This window comes from Serratia sp. BNK-33-b (genome assembly GCF_048684565.1).
Classification (GTDB): domain Bacteria; phylum Pseudomonadota; class Gammaproteobacteria; order Enterobacterales; family Enterobacteriaceae; genus Serratia; species Serratia marcescens.
This window is the reverse complement of the sequence record NZ_JBLQTZ010000001.1, coordinates 128,004-151,321: the sequence shown is the minus strand read 5'-3', so window position 1 is coordinate 151,321 and position 23,318 is coordinate 128,004. Positions and strand designations below refer to the sequence as shown.

Sequence of the window (23,318 nt, the reverse complement as noted above, 5' to 3'; positions counted from 1 at the left end):
TGTGAGAGAAACACAAATGGTTACCGCTCGCATTACGGCGGAATAATGTTATCGAATTGCTTTTCAGCGGAAATAAATAAAGGGAAAAAACCCTCGATATTTGCAAACGAGAAAACTTGGCTACAAATACGCAACTGATTTAACTCGCCATTCTCATTTGTTCCCCATCGCAAGCGGTGGTAAAACGTCGTTAATCAAGACAACGCCATCAAAAACTGTCGACGCCATAATAATTGGTTACAATACCCCTACTTTTTGTATTGAACGCGATAATGATAATTACTATTATTTGTGCTCACTTTATTGCATGACCTTATGGATGAATACCGCCGACGGCGTGGCATTTTCGCCGGCAACGTCCAATTATCATCAGCCCGATGTTCATCGGCACCCGGAAGGTTAATCACATGCAGCTTCAACCTAAACACACATATAAGATTATCGGCTTTTCCGGTGAAATTGCGCCGGCCTACCGCCAGAAACTGTTATCGCTCGGCATGCTGCCCGGCTCTTCGTTCGACGTGGTGCGCGTCGCGCCGCTGGGCGATCCGATAGAAATTAAAACCCGCCGCGTCAGCCTGGTGCTGCGCAGGAAAGATCTGGCGCTGCTGCAGCTCGACGGCCAGCCCTGAACCGGCACGCCTCCATTTGCCGACGCGCCCTTGCGCCGGCGCTGTTCTCCTTGAAGACGACACGCTGAACTATGAAAAAACTCACCATCGGCTTAATCGGTAACCCGAACTCCGGCAAAACCACGCTGTTCAACCAGCTGACCGGCGCACGCCAACGGGTCGGCAACTGGGCGGGCGTGACGGTCGAACGCAAAGAAGGCCATTTCACCACCCCGCAGTCCGACGTGCGGCTGGTCGATTTGCCCGGCACCTACTCCCTCACCACCATCTCGGAGCAAACCTCGCTCGATGAGCAGATCGCCTGCCACTACATTTTGAGCGGCGACGCCGATCTGCTGATCAACGTGGTCGACGCCTCCAACCTGGAGCGCAACCTCTACTTGACGCTGCAATTGCTGGAGCTGGGCATCCCCTGCATCGTGGCGCTGAACATGCTCGACATCGCCAAAAGCCAGCATATCGATATCGACGTCGCCGCGCTGTCGGCGCGCCTCGGCTGCCCGGTAGTACCGATGATCTCCACCCGCGCCGACGGCATCGGCGTGCTGAAACAGATGATCGACAATCATCGCATCAACGAACAGCAGGCGCTGGTGAACTACCCGCCGTTACTGCTGAAAGCGGTCGCCACGCTGAGCGACGCCATGCCGCAAACGCTGCCGGCGGTGCAACGCCGCTGGCTGGCATTGCAGATGCTGGAGGGCGACATCTACAGCCACCGGCTGGCCGGCCCCGCCGTCGCGCTGCTGCCTGCGGCCATTCAGGCGTTGCAACAGCAGCAGCAAGAAGACCCGGCGCTGGTGATCGCCGACGCGCGCTACCAGTCCATCGCCACCCTGTGCGACGCGGTCAGCAACTCGCAGCAGGCGATGCCCAACCGCCTGACCGATATGCTGGATAAAGTGATCCTCAACCGCTGGCTGGGCGTGCCGATCTTCCTGTTGGTGATGTACCTGATGTTCCTGCTGGCGATCAATATCGGCGGCGCGCTGCAGCCGATCTTCGATATCGGCTCGGCGGCGATCTTCATTCAGGGCATTCAGTGGCTCGGCTACACCCTGCACTTCCCCGACTGGCTGACCGTATTCCTGGCGCAGGGCGTCGGCGGCGGCATCAACACCGTGCTGCCGCTGGTGCCGCAGATCGGCATGATGTACCTGTTCCTATCGTTCCTGGAAGACTCCGGCTACATGGCGCGCGCGGCGTTCGTGATGGATCGCCTGATGCAGGCGCTCGGGCTGCCGGGCAAATCCTTCGTGCCGCTGATCGTCGGCTTCGGTTGCAACGTGCCGTCCATCATGGGCGCCCGTACGCTGGACGCCCAGCGCGAGCGCCTGATCACCATCATGATGGCGCCGTTCATGTCCTGCGGCGCCCGTCTGGCGGTGTTCGCCGCCGCCTTCTTCGGCCAGGACGGCGCTGGGGTGGTGTTCTCGCTGTACATGCTCGGCATCGCGGTGGCGATCCTGACCGGCCTGGTACTCAAATATACCCTCATGCGCGGCGAAGCCTCGCCGTTCGTCATGGAGCTGCCGGTTTACCACGTGCCGCACCTGAAAAGCCTGCTGCTGCAAACCTGGCAGCGGTTGAAAGGCTTCGTGTTGCGCGCCGGTAAGGTGATCGTGGTGGCCAGCATATTCATCGGCGGCCTGAACAGCTTCTCGTTCAGCGGCAAAACGGTCGACAACATCAACGACTCCGCGCTGGCCTCCGTCTCCAAGGTACTGACGCCGCTGCTGCAGCCGATGGGCGTCCACAGCGATAACTGGCAGGCCACCGTTGGGCTGGTGACCGGCGCGATGGCGAAAGAAGTGGTGGTCGGCACGCTGAATACGCTGTATACCGCCGAGCACATCAACAAAGAGGCGTTCGACGCCGCCAACTTCAACTTGCTCGATGAACTGGGCGGCGCGCTGCAGGAAACCTGGGACGGCCTGAAAAACACCTTCAGCCTGAGCGTGCTGTCCAACCCGATCGAAGCCAGCAAGGGCGACGGTGAGATGGGCGTCGGTTCGATGGGCGTGATGAGCAGCAAATTCGGCTCCGGCATCTCCGCCTACAGCTACCTGATCTTCGTGCTGCTGTATGTGCCTTGCGTTTCGGTGATGGGCGCCATCGCCCGCGAATCGAGCCGCGGCTGGATGACCTTCTCTATCCTGTGGGGGCTGAACGTGGCCTACTCGCTGGCGACGCTGTTCTATCAGGCGGCGACCTTCAACCAACACCCGCAGTACAGCCTGACGGCGATCCTGGCAGTGGTGCTGGTGAATCTGCTGGTGCTGTTCGGCCTGCGCCGGGCGCGCAGCCGCGTCACGGTGCGCCTGGGCAACGCCACGCCGGCGGCCTGTTGCCAGAGCGCCAAAGGGAGCTGTCACTGATGGCCGGGCTGCTGCAGGTGCGCGATGCGCTGGCGCTGCGCGGCAGCGCCCAGGCGCAGCAGCTCAGCCAATCGCTAGCGACGCCGTTGCCGCTGGTGCAGGCGATGCTGGATCGTTTGACAGCAATGGGGAAAGTGGAACGTATCGAACAGGATGGCGGCGCCTGTCTGAGCGGCGGCTGCAAAAGCTGCCCGCAGGGCCAGGGATGCAGCACGGTGTTCTACCGGCTGAAGGCCTAACGATCAGGGGCGCCGCAGCGGCGCCCCTTGCCGTTCAAGGCTTATTGCTTGTCTTTGTAAACTTCGGCGATGGCGCTGAATTTACCGTGTTCGCGGCCCGCCAGGATCACGTAGTATTGACCGCCCTTTTCGTCCGCCAGTTTGGACAGCTCTTCCTTGGCGTCCATCGGTGACGTGGTTTCCGCCGTCGTGGTGACGGTGCCGATCTTCTCGTATTTACCCGGATTCTTATCCAGATCTTCCTTGGTCAGCAGGGTTGCCGCCATGGAGCCGAAAGACACCGAACCCAGCACTGCCGCTGCAATAATCATCTTCAATGATTTCATGACACTAACCTCTCAATGGATAATTTATCTGTTATGAAAGCCGTCCAGGATCCATGCGTAGTACCGCAGGCTGCCGCGACATCCACAGGCCTCGTTGCTTTCCCTGACGGGGCCTGTTTCCCAGAGACGAAACGCCAAAATGAAAATCGCCGCACGCGGTCTTTTCATTTTGCAGCCAACGCATTGACTCACTAAGTATTGAACAGCTTTGTCTTTTATCCACCCGGCGGCGTTTTTTTTCGCGCTCTATCGTGCGTTTTCCCGCTGCATTCAATGTGCTGCAATAAACGCTTCGATCATCGTCACAAATTCATCGGGATGAGAGATAAACGGCGCATGGGCGGCTTTGGCCACGATCTGCGACGTGGAGTTCGGCCAGGCGGCGTCGAGCAGCTCGGCGACCTTGCGCGGCACCAGCCCGTCCAGATAGCCGTAGATCCGCAGCAGCGGCAGATTCAACTCCGCCAGCGGCGCGCGCAGATCGGCGGTGCGCAGGATCTCCAGCCCGCCGTTCAGTACCTCGACGCTCGGCGTCGGTTGGTTGAGCACTACCGCTTTCAGCTGGCGCGCATCCTGACGCGCGCTCTCGGTGCCCAGCGTCTGCAGCGCCAGAAAACGCTCGACGGTGCGCTGGAAATCCAGGCTTAGCTGGTGCTGGAAACCGCTCAGCACATCCGGACGGATCCCCGGCCACGCATCGCGGGCGGCAAAGCACGGCGAAGAGGCCACGGTGATGAGCCCGCTGACCCGCTGCGGCTGCATCAGCGCCGCCTGGCTGGCCACCAGTCCGCCGAGCGACCAGCCGAGCCACCAGGCCTGCGGCGGGGCAGCCGCCAGCACGATTTCCGTCATCTGCTCCAGCGACAGGGCGCCGAACCCCTGGCTGCGGCCGTACCCCGGCAGATCGACCAGGTGCAGGCGAAAATGCGGCGTCAGCCGCGCCTGAATGCAACGCCACACTTCGGCGTTCAATCCCCAGCCGTGCAGCAGCACAAGATCGCGTTCGCCTTCGCCTATTGTTTGCCAGTACAGCGCTGTCATTGGTTATTGTCCTTTCATGCTTACCCGTCTCGGAGACGCTATGCTATCAATCCGCAGCCGCTGTTGGCTATGCCGACAACCGTTGAGCCTGATGCGTCATGGCATCTGCAGTTGCTGCCTGCGCCATCTGCCGGCCCACCCGCCGTGTTGCCCGCGCTGCGGATTGCCCGCCGGGAAGGCGCGAACGCCCTGCGGCCGCTGCCTGCAACGGCCGCCGCCCTGGCAACGGCTGGTGTTCGTCGGCGACTACGCTGCGCCCCTCAGCCAACTGGTAAAAAGGTTCAAGTTCCACCGCGCGCCCGAGCTCGCGCCGACGCTGGCGCGCCTGATGCTGTTGCGGTGGCAGCAGGCGCGCAGAGAGCAGTATCTGAACAGACCCGACCTGATTTTAGCGGTACCCTTGCATGCATCACGCTGCTGGCGCCGTGGCTATAACCAGAGCGATCTGCTGGCGCGGCCGCTGGCGCGCTGGCTGGGCTGCGCCTATCAGCCCGCCGCCTTGCGCCGGGTGCGCAAAACCGCCCTGCAACAGCGGCTGAGCGCCTCTGCCCGCAGACGCAATCTGCAGCGCGCGTTCGCCTGTACCGTGCCGGTCGCCGGCCGGCATATCGCCTTGGTGGATGACGTGGTGACCACCGGCAGCACCGTCGCGGCGATCGCGGCGCTGCTGCGGCGGCAAGGCGCCGCCTCGGTGCAGATATGGTGCGTTTGCCGCACGTTGTAGTGCCACGGCAATGGGCGTATTATAACCGACTATAGAAGTCAACTATTGAGCTAATGCTATGATCCGTATAACAGATGCTGCACAGGAACACTTTGCCAAACTGCTGGCAAATCAAGAAGAAGGCACCCAAATCCGCGTATTCGTGATCAACCCGGGCACGCCGACGGCCGAATGCGGTGTCTCTTATTGCCCGCCGGACGCGGTAGAAGCGACGGATACCGAACTGAAGTTCGACAAACTGTCCGCCTATGTCGATGAGCTGAGCGCGCCGTATCTGGAAGACGCCGAAATCGACTTCGTGACCGACCAGCTGGGTTCTCAGCTGACGCTGAAGGCGCCGAACGCCAAGATGCGCAAGGTCGATGACGACGCGCCGCTGATGGAGCGCGTGGAGTACGTGCTGCAGTCGCAGATCAACCCACAGCTGGCGGGCCACGGCGGCCGCGTAACGCTGATGGAGATCACCGACGACAACATGGCTATTCTGCAGTTCGGCGGCGGTTGCAACGGCTGTTCGATGGTCGACGTCACGCTGAAAGAAGGCATCGAGAAAGAGCTGCTGCAGAAATTCCCGGAGCTGAAGGGCGTGCGTGACCTGACCGAGCACCAGCGCGGCGAGCACTCCTACTACTGATACCCTTCTTACTTGAAGTTGCAGCGTTGTTGGCCGCATGCGCACACCCCAGTCACTTACTTAAGTAAGCTCCTGGGGATTTACGCACTTGCCGCCTAGCTGCAACTCCAATTAATTCGGGTATCCGTCATTTGGATGGGACTAAAGTTCTCGTCCTTTGACCTAATACAACGACACCTCATCGTCACCCCACCGACACCTTGCGTCGGCGCTTGTCCAAATCCTTCAGCAGCCGGTTTATCCGCGGGTCGGCGAACATCTCCTCCAGCGTCCGGGTCAGCTTGCGCCGCCAGTTAGGGTACTGATCGCTGGTGCCGGGAATGTTGACCGGATCCGCCATATCCAGCCAGTCTTCCGGCTGCAGGCCGAGCAAGGCGCTGGCGCTGTCGGCGACATAACGCTGCAGGCCGCGGTTGAGCAGCTGGCTCATGCCGAGCAGCGCCGCCTTCTTGCCCACCTTCTGCGGCACGCAGCCATAGCGATGCAATCCGTCCAGCAATCCCTGCTTGGCGCGTTCCCGATCGGCGAACAGCGCCCGCAGGATTTCCGCGTCCGGGTAAAGACCCAGCCGGTTGCCGAGCGTCAGGTCGTCGCTTTGCCAGTAGCCGCGCAGCGTCGGCAGATCGTGGGTGGTGATGGTCGCCATCGCCTGCACCGGATAGGCCTGCGGCGCGCGGAAATGGTGTTCGCCGTCGCTTTCGAAATAGAGCACTTTGTAGGAATAGACGCCGCTGTCGCGCAGCTTGCCGACGATTTCCACCGGCACCGTGCCGAGATCCTCACCGATCACCATGCAGCGGTGGCGCTGGCTTTCCAGCGCCAGCACCGCCAGCAGATCGTCCACCGGGTATTTGACGTAGGCGCCGCGATCGGCGGTTTCGCCATACGGGATCCACCACAGCCGCAACAGCGCCATGACGTGATCGATGCGCAGCGCGCCGCAGCTGGTCATGTTGGCGCGCAAAAGATCGATGAACGGCTGATACCCGCGCGCCGCCATCACGTGCGGATCCATCGGCGGCAGGCCCCAGTTTTGCCCCAGCGGCCCCAGAATATCCGGCGGCGCCCCGACCGACGCTTTTAGGCAGTACAGCTCACGGTCACACCAGGTTTCCGCCCCGCCTTCCGCCACCCCGACCGCCAGATCGCGATACAGGCCAATCGGCATCTGCTGCTGTTGACTCTGGTCAAAACACTGCGCGAACTGCGTGCCCGCCAGCCATTGCAGCCACAGATAAAAGCGAACCGCGTCCTGATGTTCAGAGCAGAACTGCCGCACCGCTTCGCTCTGCCCCTGCCGATAACGTTCGGGCCAGGCCGGCCAGCCCCACTGGCTGGCGTCTTTGGCCGCCAGATGGGCGTGCAGCGCATCAAACGCCGCCTGCTGATACAGGCTGTCGCCGCCCTCAGCCACAAACAGCTCGAACGCCTGACGCTGCGCGTCGTTCGGCTGGCGCGCCTGAAACAGCGGGAACGCCAGCTTCAGCGCCGCCAGCTTCAGCTGCATCACGGCGGTGTAATCCACCCACTCCGCGGCGCGCGCCCTGGCCAGCTGCTTCTGCGTCGCCGGCTTCTGCCACCAGCGCTGCGCCGCGTCGCTGCGCTGGAAATCCTCCACCGCGTTGACGTCGATATACGCCAGATTCAGCCAGCGGCGCGACGAGGGGCTGTAGGGGCTGGCGCTCTCCGGGTTGGCCGGATACAGCGCATGGATCGGATTGAGGCCGACGAAGGCACCGCCGCGTTCCCCCACCTGCTCCACCATCAGGCGCAGATCGCCGAAATCGCCGATGCCCCAGTTGCGATCGGAACGCAGCGTATACAGCTGAACGCAGGCGCCCCACAGTTTCTTGCCGGTCAGCAAGGCGTCCGGCTCGAAGCAGCGCCTCGGCGCGACGATCACGCGGCATGACCACTGCCGCACGCCCTGGCTCAGCGTCAATTGATGGTAGCCCGCCGGCAGATCGCCGGGCAACGTCAGGGTCTTGCGCGCGCCGACGCGCCCCTGCAGGCATTCGCCGTCTTCACGCTGCAGCGCCCACAGGTACTCGCCTTCACCCGCCGGGGTCAACGCCAGCGGCGCGCCCTGATAGAACACCTTGACCGCCGGTAACGGCGACGCCGCGTCTTCCTGCGCGGCATCGGCCCGATTCATGGCCGCCAACAGCTTGCGCTTGGTCTCCGGTTCAATCGCCTGCCGCTTGCCGTGGGCATTGATGAAATCGGCAGCGATCCCCGCCTGCGCTGCCGCCTGATCGATACGCTTGCGATCCATTCGCTCTCCTTAACGTTTGGCTTGCCAGATGCGCTGCTGATAATCGCGGATCGAGCGATCCGAGCTGAACATGCCGACGCGCGCGGTGTTAAGGATAGACCGCCGCGTCCACTCGTCCCGATCGCGATACAGTTCATCGACCCGGCGCTGCGCCTGGCAGTACGAGGCAAAGTCCGCCAGCACCAGGTAGGGATCGCCGCCTTCCAGCAGGCTGTGCAGCATCATGTCGAACGCGTGCTTATCGCCGTGGCTGAAGGCGCCGCTCGCCAGCTCGTCCAGAATCGCCTTCAGGTGCTTGTCTTTCTTGCGGTAGCTGAGCGGATCGTAACCCTTCGCCACTATCGCCTTCACCTGCTCCACGGTATTGCCGAAGATAAAGATATTGTCTTCGCCCACCTGCTCGGCGATTTCGACGTTGGCGCCGTCCAGCGTGCCGACCGTCAGCGCGCCGTTCAACGCCAGCTTCATGTTGCCGGTGCCGGAGGCCTCTTTGCCGGCGGTGGAGATCTGTTCGGAGATATCCGCCGCCGGGATCATCAGTTCGGCCACCGAGACGCGGTAGTCAGGGATGAACGCCACTTTCAGGCGATCTTTCACCAACGGATCGTTGTTGATCTTCTCGGCCGCCTGATTGATGGCGTAGATGATGTTCTTCGCCAGGTAGTAGCCCGGCGCCGCCTTGGCGCCGAACAGGAAGACGCGCGGCACGATGTCCAGGTTGGGGTTGTCGCGCAGCTGGCGATACAGCGACAGGATGTGCAGCAGGTTCAGGTGCTGACGTTTGTATTCATGCAGGCGTTTGATCTGCACGTCGAAGATCGCGTCCGGGTCGAGCGTCAACCCCATCACGCCGTGCACGTAATGGGCCAGCGCCACCTTGTTGTCGCGTTTGATCTGCTGATAACGCTGGCGGAACGCCGCGTCGTCGGCGAATTTTTCCAGCCCGCGCAGCGCGTCGAGATCGCTCGCCCACTCCACCTTCAGCGTCTCGTCGATCAGGCCCGACAGCGCCGGGTTGCACTGTTTCAGCCAGCGGCGCGGCGTGATGCCGTTAGTGACGTTATGGAATTTGTTCGGCCACAGCTGGTGATATTCCGGGAACAGATCTTTCACCACCAGATCCGAGTGCAGCTGCGCTACGCCGTTGACCGCAAAGCCGCTGACCACGCACAGGTTGGCCATGCGCACCTGCTTGTTGTGGTGCACCGCCAGTTTGGCCCACACCGCCTCGTCGCCCGGCCAATGCTTATCCACCAATTTTTTAAACCTGGCGTTGATTTGTTTGATGATGGAGAAATGGCGCGGCAGCAGGCTGCGCACCAATTTTTCATCCCAGCATTCCAGCGCTTCCGGCATCAGGGTGTGGTTGGTATAGGCGAAGGTGTTGCTGGTGATCGCCCAGGCCGCCTCCCACTCCAGCTGGTGTTCGTCCAGCAGAATGCGCAGCATTTCCGGAATGGCGATGGTCGGGTGGGTGTCGTTCAGTTGGATCACTTCGTACTTCGGCAGCTCTTCAATCTTGCGGCCGGCCTGATGGTGCTTGCGCAAAATGTCCGCCACCGAGCAGGCGCACTGGAAATACTGCTGCATCAGGCGCAGGCGCTTGCCGGCCTGATGGTTGTCGTTCGGGTAGAGCACCTTGGTCAGCTTGTCGGCTTCTACGCCCTGCTTCTCCGCCTGCAGGAATTTGCCGTCGTTGAAATCGCTCAGGTTGAACGGATGCTGATGGGTCGCCTGCCACAGGCGCAGCGGCTGCGCCACGCCGTTGCGATACCCCAGCACCGGCAGATCCCAGGCTTCGCCGCGCAGGGTGAAGGCGGGGCGCCACAGTTCGCGGCCGTCGGCCTGCTTTTCCAGCTTGCCGCCGATGCCCACGTCCACCGCCAGCGCGGCGTTGTGGCGGAACCACGGGTAGCTCTCGCGCTGCCAGTTATCCGGCGCCTCTTGCTGTTGCCCTTCGCGGAACGACTGGCGGAACAGCCCGTACTGGTAATTCAGCCCATAGCCGGTGGCCGGTTGTTCCACCGTCGCCATCGAGTCGAGGAAACAGGCCGCCAGCCGCCCCAACCCGCCGTTGCCCAGCGCCGGATCGGTTTCCTGCTCCAGCAGATCCGCCAACTTGACGTTCTGCTCGGCCAGCGCCTGCTCGACGGTGTCGTACCAGCCCAGGTTGATCAGGTTGTTCGCCGTCAGCCGGCCGATCAGAAACTCCATCGAGATGTAGTTCACGTGGCGCAGCGGTTTGGCGCTTTTGCGCGGCGCCGGCTGTGCGGCCAGTTGCTCGGCCAGCGCCGCACTGACGGCCTCCCACCATTGATGTTGCGTCATTTGCTGCGCGGAACTGAGGCCGAACCGTTGCCACTGACGGGCGAGCGCCGCCAGAAAAGCATCCTTCTTGAGCGTAGGCTGTGACATAAGGAAAACTCTCTATCCAGTAAGTGGGTCAAATTGCCGCTATCGTGCCGGTGAGAAAGCCTGACGGCATCATCCCGCCTGGGGATTAGCTGGGGAGGAGGATTGGGGCGTAGCTGGAATTGTGATCTCAGGCACTTTTTGACTCCCTTGCAACGATGCAAAAAAGCCCGCCAACGCGTGCGGCGAGCACTGAGAACGTTAACCCTGACGTTAGCACAAGTATTCGCGCTGCTGAAGTTTTGTCCATGGCCGGAAATGCGATCCGCCACCGTATCGCCGTACTCCGACGCCAAACGTAAAAAAGTGTGATCGATAGCAACTTAACTCCAAGCCGATGCGGAAGCTTGTTGCAATACGTTTAGGGTTGGCAGAAGTTAGGGGGAGCTATTAATTACGAACCATAAAATAATTAGCGCCACACCAATCCCGGCGGGAACCGCGATTTATACCCTGGAATACTATGCTGATCCCATCAAAACTGAGCCGCCCGGTACGGCTGCAAAATACCGTGATCCGCGATCGCCTGCTGGCCAAACTGGCCAGCGCGGGCAACTATCGCCTGACACTGGTCAATTGCCCGGCGGGATACGGGAAAACCACGCTGATCGCCCAATGGGCGGCCGGCAAGGCCGATCTGGGCTGGTATTCCCTGGATGAGAGCGACAACCAGCCGGAGCGCTTCGCCAGCTACCTGATCGCCGCGCTGCAGCAGGCCAGCGGCGGCCGCTGCGTCAAGAGCGAGGCGCTGAGCCAGAAACACCAGTACGCCAGCCTGGCGGCGCTGTTCGCCCAACTGTTTATCGAGCTGGCCGACTGGCATCAGCCGCTGTACCTGGTGATCGACGACTACCACCTGATCACCAACGACGCCATCCATGAAGCCATGCGCTTTTTCCTGCGCCATCAGCCGGAAAACCTGACGCTGATCCTGCTCTCGCGCACTCTGCCGCCGCTCGGCATCGCCAACCTGCGGGTGCGCGATCAGCTGCTGGAAATGGGCACGCAGCAGCTGGCGTTCACCCATCAGGAAGCCAAACAGTTCTTCGATTGCCGCCTGGCGGCGCCGATGGAACAGCAGGACAGCAGCCGCCTGTGCGACGAAGTCGAAGGCTGGGCCACCGCGCTGCAGCTGATCGCGCTGTCGGCCCGCCAATCCGCCTCATCGGCTCAGCTGTCGGCCAAGCGGCTGGCGGGGCTGAACGCCAGTCACCTGTCCGACTATCTGGTGGACGAAGTGCTGGACCACGTCGATGGCGATGCGCGCGCCTTCCTGCTGCGCTGTTCGGTGTTGCGCTCGATGAACGACGCGCTGATCGTGCGGCTGACCGGCGAAGACAACGGCCAGCAACGGCTGGAGGAACTGGAACGCCAGGGGCTGTTTATCCACCGCATGGACGACACCGGCGAATGGTTCAACTTCCACCCGCTGTTCGCCTCTTTCCTGCGCCAGCGTTGCCAGTGGGAACTGGCGCTGGAGCTGCCGGGGTTGCACCGCGCCGCCGCCGAAGGCTGGCTGGCGCTGGGGTATCCGGCGGAGGCCATTCACCACGCGCTGGCGGCCAGCGACGTCAGCATGCTGCGCGATATCCTGCTGCAACACGCCTGGTCGCTGTTCCACCACAGCGAACTGGCCTTGCTGGAGGAGTGCCTCAACGCGCTGCCGTATGAGCGCCTGATCCAAAACCCCAAGCTGGCGCTGCTGCAGGCCTGGCTGGCGCAGAGCCAGCACCGCTACAGCGAGGTCAACACCCTGCTGGAGCGCGCCGAGCGCACCATGCGCGAACAGAAAATCGAGATAGACCAAACGCTGCACGCCGAGTTTGACGCCTTGCGCGCCCAGGTGGCGATCAACGCCGGCAAACCGGAAGAAGCCGAGCGGCTGGCGACCGAAGCGTTGAAATTCCTGCCGCTGTCGAGCTATTACAGCCGCATCGTCGCCACCTCGGTGACCGGCGAAGTGCACCACTGCAAGGGCGAACTGGCGCGCGCGCTGCCGATGATGCAGCAAACCGAGCAGATGGCGCGTCGCCATCAGGCCAACCATTACGCGCTCTGGGCGCTGCTGCAGCAGAGCGAAATCCTTATCGCCCAAGGCTTCCTGCAGGCCGCTTACGAAACCCAGGATAAGGCGTTCGAACTGATCCGCGAGCAGCACCTGGAACAGCTGCCGATGCACGAATTTCTGCTGCGCATCCGCGCCCAGATCCTGTGGTCATGGTCACGGTTGGACGAAGCGGAAGACGCGGCGCGCGCCGGGCTGAAAATTCTGGCCAACTACCAACCGCAGCAGCAGCTGCAGTGCATCGCCATGCTGGCCAAATGCTCGCTGGCGCGCGGCGATCTGGACAACGCCAATACCCATCTGCAGCGCTGCGAAACCCTGCTGCACGGCGCCCACTATCATCGCGACTGGCTGACCAACACCGACAAGTCGCGGGTGATCCACTGGCAGATGACCGGCGACACCGCCGCCGCCGCCCAGTGGCTGCGCCACACCGAAAAACCCGGCATGGCGGACAACCACTTCACGCAGGGCCAATGGCGCAACATCGCGCGGGTGCAAATCCTGCTCGGCCAGTATGAAGAGGCCGGCGTGGTGCTGGATGAACTGAACGAAAACGCTCGTCGCCTGCGGCTGGTGAGCGATCTCAACCGCAACCTGCTGCTCAGCAACCAGCTCTACTGGCTGCTGGAGCGCAAGGGCGAAGCGCAGCAGGCGCTGATCGAAGCGCTGTCGCTGGCTAACCGCACCGGCTTTATCAGCCACTTCGTCATCGAAGGCGAAGCGATGGCGCAACAGCTGCGTCAGCTGATCCAGCTCAACACGCTGCCGGAGCTGGAGCAGCATCGCGCCCAGCGTATCCTGCGCGACATCAACCAGCATCATCGGCACAAGTTCGCGCATTTCGACGAGAACTTCGTCGATAAGCTGCTGACCCACCCGCAGGTGCCGGAACTGATCCGCACCAGCCCGCTCACCCAACGCGAATGGCAGGTGCTGGGGCTGATCTATTCCGGTTACAGCAACGACCAGATCGCCGGCGAGCTGGACGTGGCGGCCACCACCATCAAGACGCACATCCGCAACCTGTATCAGAAACTGGGCGTGGCCCATCGCCAGGAGGCGGTGCAGCAGGCGCAGCAACTGCTGAAGATGATGGGCTACGGCGCGTAAAAACCCTGATGTCCCTCTGGTCTTAAACGCCGCAGAGTTGGTTACAATAGCGGCGTCCCCCTATTACGAGGCAGTCAGCAGTATGGAACAGTTCGAAGCGATCAACGTTGAGCAGGCGTACACCCGCTGGAAAGAGGGCAGCGCCGCCCTGGTCGACATCCGCGATCCGCAAAGTTTTGAAGCCGGGCATACGCCGGGCGCCTTTCACCTCACCAACGCCACCCTGTCGGCCTTTATGCAGCAAAACGACTTCGAGCGGCCGGTGATGGTGATGTGCTACCACGGCAACAGCAGCCGCAGCGCGGCGCAGTACCTGCTGCACCAGGGGTTCGACGCGGTCTACAGCATCGACGGCGGTTTCGAGGCCTGGGCCCGCCAGTATCCGCAAGACGTGGAAACCTCTGCCTGATCCCCGCCGCCCGCCGCGCGTCGGCGGGCTTCCCCTTCATTTTTATGCGCGTTTTCGCGGGTTTTTCGCAGATCCGTTTGCCAGCGCTCAGGATTTCGACGTTATAATCGGCCGTCAGGGTCGCCGGCGAGCAAGCCGCGGCCAAAATCATTCACTTACGACGGAAGAGCAATGGTTAGAGTAATCGCCATATCCAACCCGCGCCTGGCGCTGGCCTTTGTCGACTATATGGCGACCCAGGGCATCCGGCTTGAGCTGCGCAACAGCGGCGAGGCGGCGGAAATCTGGCTGGCCGACGACGGTCACCTCGAGCAGGTGCAACACGAGCTGCAGCAGTTTCTGGCCGATCCGCTCAACCGCCGTTATCAGGCCGCCAGCTGGCAGACCGGCCATACCGACGCCGGCCTGCATTATCAGAGCGAATCCTACCTGCACACCCTGCGCAGCAAGGCCGGTCCGCTGACGCTCGGCGTGATGGTGCTGTGCATCGCGGTCTATATTCTGATGCAGGCGCTCGGCGACGATACCGTGATGTATTGGCTCTCCTGGCCGCAGGACAGCAGCCAATACACCCAGCTGTGGCGCTGGATCAGCCATGCGTTCCTGCATTTCTCCCTGCTGCATATCCTGTTTAACCTGATGTGGTGGTGGTATCTCGGCGGCCAGATGGAAAAACGCCTCGGCGCCGGCAAGCTGTTCGTGCTGGCGGTGGTGTCGGCCTTCTTCAGCGGCTGGGCGCAATCGCTGTTCAGCGGCGCGCTGTTTGGCGGGCTGTCGGGCGTGGTCTATGCGCTGATGGGCTATGTGTGGCTGTCGGGCGAACGGGCGCCGGAGCGCGGCCTGATGCTGCCGCGCGGCCTGATGGTGTTCTCGGTGTTGTGGCTGGTGGCCGGATATTTCGATATTTTAGGAATGTCGATCGCCAACGCGGCACACGTAGCCGGTTTAGTGTTAGGGTTATTGATGGCATTTTGGGATACGCGTCATCGCGCACACAACGAACAATAACAGCCGAGAGCTATGTCCAGCGGGCATAGCGGGCGTTTTAGGGGATTATCGTGAAGCAAACACAGCGTCATGACGCAATTATCGAGCTGGTGCGCCTGCAGGGTTACGTCAGCACGGAAGAGCTGGTCGAACATTTTGACGTCAGCCCGCAAACGATTCGCCGCGATTTGAATGACCTGGCCGACCAGAACAAGATCCAGCGTCACCACGGCGGCGCGGCGCTGCCTTCCAGCTCGGTCAACGCTGCCTATAACGATCGCAAGGTGATGTGGTCGGAAGAGAAGGCCCGCATCGCGCAGCGCGTCGCCAGCCAGATCCCGGACGGCGCCACGCTGTTCATCGATATCGGCACCACGCCGGAAGCGGTGGCCCATGCGCTGATGAACCACAAGAACCTGCGCGTGGTCACCAACAACCTTAACGTCGCCACCCTGTTGACCGCCAAGGAAGACTTCCGCCTGATCCTGGCCGGCGGCGAAGTGCGCACACGCGACGGCGGCATCATGGGCGAAGCCACCCTGGACTTCATCTCCCAATTCCGTCTCGATTACGGCATTCTCGGCATCAGCGGCATCGATATGGACGGCTCGCTGCTCGAATTCGACTATCACGAAGTGCGCACCAAACGCGCGATTATCGAAAATTCCCGCTGCGTGATGCTGGTCACCGACCATTCCAAATTCGGCCGCAACGCCATGGTCAACCTGGGCAACATGAACCTGATCGACTACCTGTTTACCGACCAACTGCCGCCGCCGAGCGTGATGAAAATCATCGAACAGTACGACGTGCAGCTGGAGTTGTGCTGATTCGGCCTTAACCTGCGGGGCGCGCCGCCGTCCCGTTTCATACCTTCAGGCTCCCCTCATCGACAGCCGTTTGCGCGCCCGCGCCATATCCATACTGCTTGTGTGACTATCATCACCAAACTGTTACCTCTATCACGCCTAAATGTTTTTGTTTGGTTAACTCTTGGCTTGCCTGTTGGTTTTTGATTACAATCATGAGCGAAAACGAACATGAAAGAGCTATTTCGAACATCTGGAGGAAGATGACGTGGAAACCAAAGACTTGATCGTTATCGGTGGCGGCATCAACGGTGCCGGCATCGCGGCGGATGCTGCCGGGCGCGGGCTGTCGGTACTGCTACTGGAAGCGCAAGACTTGGCCTGTGCTACGTCTTCCGCCAGTTCCAAACTGATCCACGGTGGCCTGCGCTACCTGGAACACTACGAATTCCGTCTGGTGAGCGAAGCGCTGGCCGAACGTGAAGTGCTGCTGAAGCTGGCGCCGCACATCGCGTACCCGATGCGTTTCCGCCTGCCGCACCAGCCGCACCTGCGTCCGGCCTGGATGATCCGTATCGGCCTGTTCCTGTACGATCACCTGGGCAAACGCACCAGCCTGCCGGGCAGCAAGGGTTTGCGCTTTGGACCAGAGTCGGTGCTAAAGCCCGAATTGAAGCGCGGTTTCGAATATTCCGACTGCTGGGTCGACGATGCTCGCCTGGTGGTGCTGAACGCGCAGGAAGTGGAAAAACGCGGCGGCGAAGTGCGCACCCGCACCAAAGTGACCCGCGCATGGCGTGAAAACGGCCTGTGGATGGTGGAAGCGGTCGATATCGACAGCGGCAAAACCTTCACCTGGCGCGCCAAAGGCCTGGTGAACGCCACCGGCCCGTGGGTGAAAAACTTCTTCGACGACGGCCTGAAGCTCAAATCGCCTTACGGCATCCGCCTGATCAAAGGCAGCCACATCGTGGTGCCGCGCGTGCACGATCAGCCGCAGTCTTACATTCTGCAGAACGAAGACCACCGCATCGTGTTCGTGATCCCGTGGAATGACGAGTTCTCCATCATCGGCACCACCGACGTGGAGTACAAAGGCGATCCGAAAGACGTGAAGATCGACGAGAACGAAATCGCTTATCTGCTGAAAGTGTACAACGATCACTTCAAGAAGCAGCTGGGCCGCGACGACATCGTCTGGACTTACTCCGGCGTGCGTCCGCTGTGCGACGACGAATCCGATTCACCGCAGGCGATCACCCGCGATTACACGCTGGACGTGCACGATGAGCAGGGCAAAGCGCCGCTGCTGTCGGTCTTCGGCGGCAAGCTGACCACCTACCGCAAGCTGGCCGAACATGCGATGGAAAAACTGGCCCACTACTACCCAGGCTGCGGCCCGGCGTGGACCAAAAACGCCACGCTGCCGGGCGGTGACATCGACGGCGATCGCGATGGCTACGCGGCCAAACTGCGCCGTGCGCACGGCTGGCTGCCGGAAGCCCTGGCGCGCCGCTATGCCCGCACCTACGGCAGCCAGAGCGAGCTGATCCTGGCCGGCGCCAACGGCCTCGCCGATCTGGGCGAAGATTTCGGCCACGGTCTGTATGAAGCCGAGCTGCGTTACCTGACCGAGAAAGAGTGGGTCGTAGAGCTGGACGACGCCATCTGGCGCCGCACCAAGCTGGGCATGTGGCTGGACGAGGCGCAGCAGGCGCGAGTGAAAGCCTGGCTGGCGGAACACGCGAAAACGAAAGCGCTGTCTCTGGCTTCCTGAGCTGCAGCGTAACGACAAAGGGCCGGTTATCCGGCCCTTTGCTTTTTTCCTCTCCCGCTTTACAGCTTCACCGGCTTAATGTGCCAAATTTCATCCGCGTATTCCTGAATGGTGCGATCGGATGAGAAGTAGCCCATATTGGCGATATTCAGCACCGCGCGCCGCGTCCACTCGTCCTGATTGAGATACACCTCGTCCACCTTGTCCTGCGTGTCCACATAGCTGCGGTAATCCGCCAACAGCTGATAGTGATCGCCGAGGTTGACCAGCGAGTCGAACAAATTGCCATAGCGTTTCGGCTCTTCCGGGCTGAACACCCCGGTGGCGATCTGCGTCAGCGCCTGATGCAGCTCCGGGTCTTGCTCATAGTACTGGCGCGGGTTGTAACCGTTGCGGCGCAGTTCCTCAACCTGCTCGGCGGTATTGCCGAAAATAAAGATATTCTCCTCCCCCACGTGCTCGCGCATCTCGACGTTGGCGCCGTCCAGCGTGCCGATGGTCAGCGCGCCGTTCAGCGCGAACTTCATGTTGCTGGTGCCCGAGGCCTCGGTGCCCGCCAGCGAGATCTGTTCCGACAGATCCGCCGCCGGGATAATGATCTGCGCCAGGCTGACGCCGTAGTTCGGAATGAACACCACCTTCAGTTGGGTATGCACGCGCGGATCGTTGTTGATCACTTTGGCCACGTCGTTGATCAGACGGATGATCTGCTTGGCTGCATAGTAGGCAGAGGCCGCCTTGCCGGCGAAGATCACCACCCGCGGCACGCGCTCGATGTCAGGGTCAGCCAGCAAACGGTTATACAGCGTGATGACGTGCAGCACGTTGAGCAGTTGCCGTTTGTACTCGTGGATACGCTTGATTTGCACATCGAACAACGCATCCGGGTTGACTACCACGTTGAGCGTTTTGGCGATATACAGCGCCAGCCGCTCCTTGTTCTGCCGTTTGGCGCGCTGCACCGCCTGCAGGAAGCTCGGGTAATCGACGTTGGCTTTGATCTCGCTCAGTTGGCTGAGATCGGTGCGCCAGGTTTGGCCGATGCAGTCGTCCAGCACCGCCGCCAGCGGCGGGTTGGCCAGCGCCAGCCAACGGCGCGGCGTCACCCCGTTGGTTTTGTTGCAGAAACGAGTCGGGAACAGCCGGGCGAAGTCGGCGAACAGCGACTGCACCATCAGTTCGGAATGCAGGGCGGAAACGCCGTTGACCTTGTGGCTGGCCACCACCGCCAGCCACGCCATGCGCACCCGGCGGCCGTTGGTTTCGTCGATGATCGAGACCCGCGCCAGCAGGTCGTTGTCGTCCGGCGCCACTTCCTGCACCATCTTGAGGAAGTGATCGTTGATTTCGAAAATCAGCTGCAGATGGCGCGGCAAGATGCGGCCTATCATGTCCAGCGGCCAGGTCTCCAGCGCCTCGCTCATCAGCGTGTGGTTGGTGTAAGAGAACACCTGCTCCACCACTTCCCAGGCGTCGAGCCACTTGAATTTGTGCTCGTCGATCAGCCGGTGCATCAGCTCGGGGATCGACAATACCGGGTGGGTGTCGTTGAGGTGAATGGCGATCTTGTCCGCCAGGTTGTCGAAGGTTTTGTGCATCAACCAATGGCGGTTGAGAATATCCTGCACCGTGGCCGACACCAGGAAATACTCCTGCCGCAGCCGCAGCTCGCGCCCGGAGGAGGTCGAATCGTCCGGATAGAGCACGCGCGACACGTTCTCCGAGTGGTTTTTGTCTTCCACCGCCGCGAAGTAATCGCCCTGGTTGAACTTGCCGAGGTTGATCTCATTACTGGCCTGCGCGCCCCACAACCGCAGCGTATTGGTGGCGTCGGTGTCAAAACCGGGGATCACCTGATCGTAGGCGATGGCCACGACCTCTTCGGTCTCCAGCCAGCGCGCCTTGGCCCCCTCCTGCTGCACGCGGCCGCCGAAGCGCACCTTGTAGCGGGTGTTATGGCGCGGAAACTCCCACGGATTGCCGTACTCCAGCCAGTAGTCCGGCGACTCCATCTGTTGGCCGTTGACGATGTTCTGCTTGAACATGCCGTATTCATAGCGAATGCCGTAGCCGCGCCCCGGCAGCGCCAGCGTCGCCAGCGAGTCGAGGAAACAGGCCGCCAGCCGGCCCAGGCCGCCGTTACCAAGCCCGGGGTCGTTTTCTTCCTCCAGCAGCTCCGCCAGGTTCAGCCCCATCTCGTTCAGCGCGTTGTCGATGTCCTGATAGATGCCCATCGACAGCAGCGCGTTTGACAGGGTGCGGCCGATCAGGAACTCCATCGACAGGTAATACACCTGCCGCACGTCTTGAGACAGCTGGGCGCGGTTGGAACGCAGCCAGCGCTCCACCATGCGATCGCGCACCGCGAACAGCACGGCGTTCAGCCAATCGTGCCGGTTGGCGATGGCCGGATCCTTGCCGACGATAAACATCAGCTTATAGGCGATGGAGTGTTTCAGCGCTTCCACACTGACCGTAGGTGAGGTGTAACTAAACGGTGAAGTCATGGCTTTTTAATCCCTTGTGGGGAGCCCCGCCATTCGCCGCGGAATAGCGGGCTCCGCTGAACATGGACGCGGCACGCCGCGCCCCGACAATCTACCCTTACGGCTGCCCGCCGCGCGTCAACCCGAGACGCGAAACGCGGGCTACAAGCGTTGATAAAGCGATAAATACTCTTTCGCCGCCACCGGCCAGCCGAAGTCCACGCTCATGGCGTGGCGCTGAACGTGGCGCCAGTGTTTCGGCCGGCTCCACAGCACCATGGCGCGGCGGATGGCGTTGCCCAGCGCGACGGCGTCGCAATCGTCGAACACGAATCCGCTGGCGGTGCCGTCGGCCAGGTTCTCCAGCGCGCAGTCCACCACCGTGTCCGCCAGCCCGCCGGTGCGGCGCACCAGCGGCAGCGTGCCGTACTTCAGACCGTAGAGCTGCGTCAGACCGCAGGGCTCGAAGCGGCTCGGCACCAGAATAACGTCGGCGCCGCCGATGATGCGGTGGGAGAAGGATTCGTGATAACCGATCTGCACGCCGACCTGTTCAGGGTAGTCGGCGGCGGCGGCCAGAAACGCCTGTTGCAGCACCGCATCGCCGGCGCCCAGCAGCGCCAGCTGCCCGCCCTGCGCCAGCAGTTCAGGCAACGCCTGCAGCACCAGATCCAGGCCTTTTTGGCTGGTCAATCGGCTCACCACCGCGAACACCGGCAGCGATTCGTCCACCTTCAGCCCCATGGCCTTTTGCAGATGCAGCTTGTTTTTGACCTTGCTTTTCAGATCGTCGGCGTCATAGCGGGCGCTTAGCCGCGGGTCGTGGGCCGGATCCCAAATCTTGTCGTCCACCCCGTTGAGGATGCCGCTCAGCCTGCCCTGCCGCTGCCGCTCCTGCAGCAGCCCCTCCATGCCGTAGCCGAACTCCGGCCGGGTGATCTCGCGCGCATAGGTCGGGCTGACGGCGGTCACGTGGTCGGCATAAAACAGCCCGGCCTTGAGGAACGACATCTGGCCGTAGAACTCCAGGCCATAGACGTTGTAAAACGACGCCGGCAGCCACAGTTCGGTCACGTGATGGGCGGAAAACAGCCCTTGATAGGCCAGGTTATGCACCGTGAACACCGAACGGGCCGGGTGGCCGTTGGCGGCCAGATAGGCGCAGCTAAGACCGGCGTGCCAGTCGTGGGCGTGCACCAGCTGCGGACGCCAGTAGCGATCCAGCCCCTTGGCCAGCTCGCAGGCCATCCAGCCCAGCAGCGCAAAGCGCCGGTGGTTGTCGGGGTAGGCGTACATGGACTGATCGTGGTACGGGCTGCCCGGCCGGTCATACAGCCAGGGCGCGTCGATCAGGTAAATGCCCACGCCATGGTAGGTGCCGTAACGCAGGCCGACCCGGCCGGCGAACGAGTCTATCTCCGCCACCAGCACGGTGTCGGGTATGCCGTTGCGTACGTCAGGGAAAGCGGGCAATAGTACCCGAACATCGGCGCCTTCGGCGATTTGCGCCGCCGGCAGCGCGCCAACCACGTCTGCGAGTCCGCCCGTTTTCAGCAGGGGGAACATTTCAGAACATACGTGTAAGACCTGCATTATCACTCCTGAAAGTCGGCCGAAGGCCTCTGGATAAGAAATAAAGCAGGCTTGCCGCTGTTATGTGTGCCGCGTTGCGCAAGCCATCGAACCGTTCATCGGGCGGCAGGCTATCGTTCTGCCCCCACGTTAACTCACAATTTTGACAACATTTCGCGCGTCACCAGCACGATGCCGCCTTCCGAGCGATAGAAACGCTTGCTGTCCTCATCGGCGTTTTCCCCGATCACCATGCCCTCCGGAATGTGGCAGGCGCGGTCGATGATGCAGCGCCGCAGGCGGCAGGAACGGCCGACGTTCACGTCCGGCAACAATACGGTAGAGTCGATGGTGCAGAACGAGTTCACTCGCACGCGCGGGAACAGCACCGAATGCACCACCACCGATCCGGACACGATGCAACCGCCGGACACCAGCGAGTTCATGGTCATGCCGTGGCTGCCGGAGCGATCCTGCACAAACTTGGCCGGCGGCAGCGGTTCCATGTGGGTGCGGATCGGCCAGGCGCGGTCGTACATGTCTAGCTCCGGCGTCACCGACGCCAGATCGAGATTGGCGCGCCAATAGGCGTCCAGCGTGCCCACGTCGCGCCAGTACGGCGGCAGATCGGGGTTGGACGTCACGCAGGACAAGGTAAACGGATGCGCCCACGCCGCCTGCTGCGCGGTGATTTTCGGGATCAGATCCTTGCCGAAATCGTGGCTGGAGCCAGGGGTCGACATATCCTCTTGCAGCAGCTGGAACAGGTAGGCGGCATTAAAAATATAGATGCCCATGCTGGCCAGCGACATATCCGGGTTGCCCGGCATCGCCGGCGGATCGGCGGGCTTTTCCAGAAACTCGATGATACGGTCGCTTTCATCCACCTTCATCACGCCGAATTCGCCGGCTTCGCTGCGCGGCACCGGCAGGCAGGCCACGGTGCACTGAGCGCCCTTCTCGACGTGATCGATCAGCATGCGTGAATAATCCATCTTGTAGATGTGATCGCCCGCCAGGATCACCACGTATTCGGCCTCGTAGCGGCGGATGATATCCAGGTTCTGGTACACCGCGTCGGCGGTGCCCTTGTACCAATGCTCGGTGCTGAGGCGCTGCTGGGCCGGCAGCAGATCGACGAACTCGTTCATTTCCTCGTTGAGGAACGACCAGCCGCGTTGAATGTGCTGCACCAGCGTGTGCGACTGGTATTGGGTGATCACGCCGATGCGGCGGATGCCGGAGTTCAGGCAGTTCGACAAGGCGAAATCGATGATGCGGAATTTGCCGCCAAAGTGGACGGCGGGCTTGGCGCGGGTGGAGGTCAAATCTTTCAAACGTGAGCCGCGGCCGCCGGCCAGGATCAGCGCTACGGATTTAATCGGCAACTGGCGCGCCAACATCAGGGGGTCTTTATTTTCAAACCTAACCATAGCGGA

Annotated in this window: 17 protein-coding genes; 10 read left to right on the top strand and 7 right to left on the bottom strand. The window is 61.6% G+C overall.

Annotation, left to right across the window (positions count from 1 at the left end):
• Window positions 1-407 precede the first annotated feature (407 nt).
• From feoA to ACMGGK_RS00625, 3 genes are all read left to right on the top strand, one after another.
• The gene (gene feoA / locus ACMGGK_RS00635) at window positions 408-632 is read left to right on the top strand and encodes a ferrous iron transporter A (protein ID WP_028127609.1); all 225 of its coding nucleotides are present in this window, start codon (window positions 408-410) and stop codon (window positions 630-632) included.
• Window positions 633-703: 71 nt separating this feature from the next.
• Complete coding sequence (feoB, locus tag ACMGGK_RS00630) at window positions 704-3,010, top strand: Fe(2+) transporter permease subunit FeoB (RefSeq protein WP_420276614.1); 2,307 nt, start codon at window positions 704-706, stop codon at window positions 3,008-3,010.
• The gene (locus ACMGGK_RS00625; protein ID WP_016930385.1) at window positions 3,010-3,249 is read left to right on the top strand and encodes a FeoC-like transcriptional regulator; all 240 of its coding nucleotides are present in this window, start codon (window positions 3,010-3,012) and stop codon (window positions 3,247-3,249) included. The genes feoB and ACMGGK_RS00625 overlap by 1 nt, the downstream gene beginning before the upstream one ends.
• Window positions 3,250-3,290: 41 nt before the next feature.
• On the opposite strand, the gene ACMGGK_RS00620 is transcribed toward ACMGGK_RS00625, so the two are convergent.
• Both ACMGGK_RS00620 and bioH read right to left on the bottom strand, forming a co-directional pair.
• Entirely contained in the window at window positions 3,291-3,575 is a 285-nt protein-coding gene (locus tag ACMGGK_RS00620; protein WP_004930765.1) for a YdgH/BhsA/McbA-like domain containing protein, read from the bottom strand.
• 270 nt (window positions 3,576-3,845) lie between these two features.
• Complete coding sequence (gene bioH / locus ACMGGK_RS00615; RefSeq protein WP_016930386.1) at window positions 3,846-4,616, bottom strand: pimeloyl-ACP methyl ester esterase BioH; 771 nt, start codon at window positions 4,614-4,616, stop codon at window positions 3,846-3,848.
• 40 nt (window positions 4,617-4,656) lie between these two features.
• Between bioH and gntX the strand changes: the two genes are divergently transcribed.
• Window positions 4,657-5,340 (top strand): DNA utilization protein GntX, encoded by a 684-nt coding sequence (gene gntX / locus ACMGGK_RS00610; protein WP_028128296.1) that lies wholly within the window; start codon window positions 4,657-4,659, stop codon window positions 5,338-5,340.
• A gap of 58 nt (window positions 5,341-5,398) precedes the next feature.
• Window positions 5,399-5,974, top strand: coding sequence for a Fe-S biogenesis protein NfuA (gene nfuA, locus ACMGGK_RS00605; RefSeq protein WP_004930777.1), 576 nt, complete (start codon window positions 5,399-5,401; stop codon window positions 5,972-5,974).
• 184 nt (window positions 5,975-6,158) lie between these two features.
• On the opposite strand, the gene malQ is transcribed toward nfuA, so the two are convergent.
• Both malQ and malP read right to left on the bottom strand, forming a co-directional pair.
• Window positions 6,159-8,249, bottom strand: a complete 2,091-nt coding sequence (gene malQ, locus ACMGGK_RS00600; RefSeq protein WP_420276613.1) for a 4-alpha-glucanotransferase — start codon at window positions 8,247-8,249, stop codon at window positions 6,159-6,161.
• A 9-nt stretch (window positions 8,250-8,258) separates the two neighbouring features.
• A complete protein-coding gene (gene malP, locus ACMGGK_RS00595) occupies window positions 8,259-10,664 on the bottom strand; it encodes a maltodextrin phosphorylase (RefSeq protein WP_420276612.1) in 2,406 nt (801 codons plus the stop codon).
• Between the two features lie 460 nt (window positions 10,665-11,124).
• Here malP and malT point away from each other — a divergent pair, with 460 nt between their 5' ends.
• From malT to glpD, 5 genes are all read left to right on the top strand, one after another.
• Window positions 11,125-13,839, top strand: coding sequence for an HTH-type transcriptional regulator MalT (malT, locus tag ACMGGK_RS00590; protein WP_420276611.1), 2,715 nt, complete (start codon window positions 11,125-11,127; stop codon window positions 13,837-13,839).
• Between the two features lie 82 nt (window positions 13,840-13,921).
• The gene (gene glpE, locus ACMGGK_RS00585) at window positions 13,922-14,248 is read left to right on the top strand and encodes a thiosulfate sulfurtransferase GlpE (RefSeq protein WP_004930790.1); all 327 of its coding nucleotides are present in this window, start codon (window positions 13,922-13,924) and stop codon (window positions 14,246-14,248) included.
• 171 nt (window positions 14,249-14,419) lie between these two features.
• Window positions 14,420-15,256: a rhomboid family intramembrane serine protease GlpG gene (gene glpG, locus ACMGGK_RS00580; protein WP_016930391.1), complete on the top strand. Its 837-nt coding sequence runs from the start codon at window positions 14,420-14,422 to the stop codon at window positions 15,254-15,256.
• Between the two features lie 50 nt (window positions 15,257-15,306).
• Entirely contained in the window at window positions 15,307-16,065 is a 759-nt protein-coding gene (locus ACMGGK_RS00575) for a DeoR/GlpR family transcriptional regulator (protein ID WP_004930797.1), read from the top strand.
• Window positions 16,066-16,312: 247 nt separating this feature from the next.
• Window positions 16,313-17,821, top strand: a complete 1,509-nt coding sequence (gene glpD, locus ACMGGK_RS00570; protein ID WP_420276610.1) for a glycerol-3-phosphate dehydrogenase — start codon at window positions 16,313-16,315, stop codon at window positions 17,819-17,821.
• A gap of 59 nt (window positions 17,822-17,880) precedes the next feature.
• Here the strand turns inward: glpD and glgP are convergent, their stop codons facing one another.
• The 3 genes from glgP to glgC form a co-directional block, all read right to left on the bottom strand.
• Window positions 17,881-20,328, bottom strand: a complete 2,448-nt coding sequence (gene glgP / locus ACMGGK_RS00565; protein WP_004930804.1) for a glycogen phosphorylase — start codon at window positions 20,326-20,328, stop codon at window positions 17,881-17,883.
• Window positions 20,329-20,469: 141 nt separating this feature from the next.
• Window positions 20,470-21,900, bottom strand: a complete 1,431-nt coding sequence (glgA, locus tag ACMGGK_RS00560; RefSeq protein WP_004930807.1) for a glycogen synthase GlgA — start codon at window positions 21,898-21,900, stop codon at window positions 20,470-20,472.
• Between the two features lie 134 nt (window positions 21,901-22,034).
• Window positions 22,035-23,312: a glucose-1-phosphate adenylyltransferase gene (gene glgC / locus ACMGGK_RS00555; RefSeq protein WP_016930394.1), complete on the bottom strand. Its 1,278-nt coding sequence runs from the start codon at window positions 23,310-23,312 to the stop codon at window positions 22,035-22,037.
• Window positions 23,313-23,318 lie beyond the last annotated feature (6 nt).

What these genes read in the sequence shown, in the direction of transcription:
- feoA (WP_028127609.1), top strand. Translation starts at nt 408, where the DNA reads ATGCAGCTTCAACCTAAACACACATATAAGATTATCGGCTTTTCCGGT.
- feoB (WP_420276614.1), top strand. Translation starts at nt 704, where the DNA reads ATGAAAAAACTCACCATCGGCTTAATCGGTAACCCGAACTCCGGCAAA.
- ACMGGK_RS00625 (WP_016930385.1), top strand. Translation starts at nt 3,010, where the DNA reads ATGGCCGGGCTGCTGCAGGTGCGCGATGCGCTGGCGCTGCGCGGCAGC.
- ACMGGK_RS00620 (WP_004930765.1), bottom strand. Translation starts at nt 3,575, where the DNA reads ATGAAATCATTGAAGATGATTATTGCAGCGGCAGTGCTGGGTTCGGTG.
- bioH (WP_016930386.1), bottom strand. Translation starts at nt 4,616, where the DNA reads ATGACAGCGCTGTACTGGCAAACAATAGGCGAAGGCGAACGCGATCTT.
- gntX (WP_028128296.1), top strand. Translation starts at nt 4,657, where the DNA reads ATGCTATCAATCCGCAGCCGCTGTTGGCTATGCCGACAACCGTTGAGC.
- nfuA (WP_004930777.1), top strand. Translation starts at nt 5,399, where the DNA reads ATGATCCGTATAACAGATGCTGCACAGGAACACTTTGCCAAACTGCTG.
- malQ (WP_420276613.1), bottom strand. Translation starts at nt 8,249, where the DNA reads ATGGATCGCAAGCGTATCGATCAGGCGGCAGCGCAGGCGGGGATCGCT.
- malP (WP_420276612.1), bottom strand. Translation starts at nt 10,664, where the DNA reads ATGTCACAGCCTACGCTCAAGAAGGATGCTTTTCTGGCGGCGCTCGCC.
- malT (WP_420276611.1), top strand. Translation starts at nt 11,125, where the DNA reads ATGCTGATCCCATCAAAACTGAGCCGCCCGGTACGGCTGCAAAATACC.
- glpE (WP_004930790.1), top strand. Translation starts at nt 13,922, where the DNA reads ATGGAACAGTTCGAAGCGATCAACGTTGAGCAGGCGTACACCCGCTGG.
- glpG (WP_016930391.1), top strand. Translation starts at nt 14,420, where the DNA reads ATGGTTAGAGTAATCGCCATATCCAACCCGCGCCTGGCGCTGGCCTTT.
- glgP (WP_004930804.1), bottom strand. Translation starts at nt 20,328, where the DNA reads ATGACTTCACCGTTTAGTTACACCTCACCTACGGTCAGTGTGGAAGCG.
- glgA (WP_004930807.1), bottom strand. Translation starts at nt 21,900, where the DNA reads ATGCAGGTCTTACACGTATGTTCTGAAATGTTCCCCCTGCTGAAAACG.
- glgC (WP_016930394.1), bottom strand. Translation starts at nt 23,312, where the DNA reads ATGGTTAGGTTTGAAAATAAAGACCCCCTGATGTTGGCGCGCCAGTTG.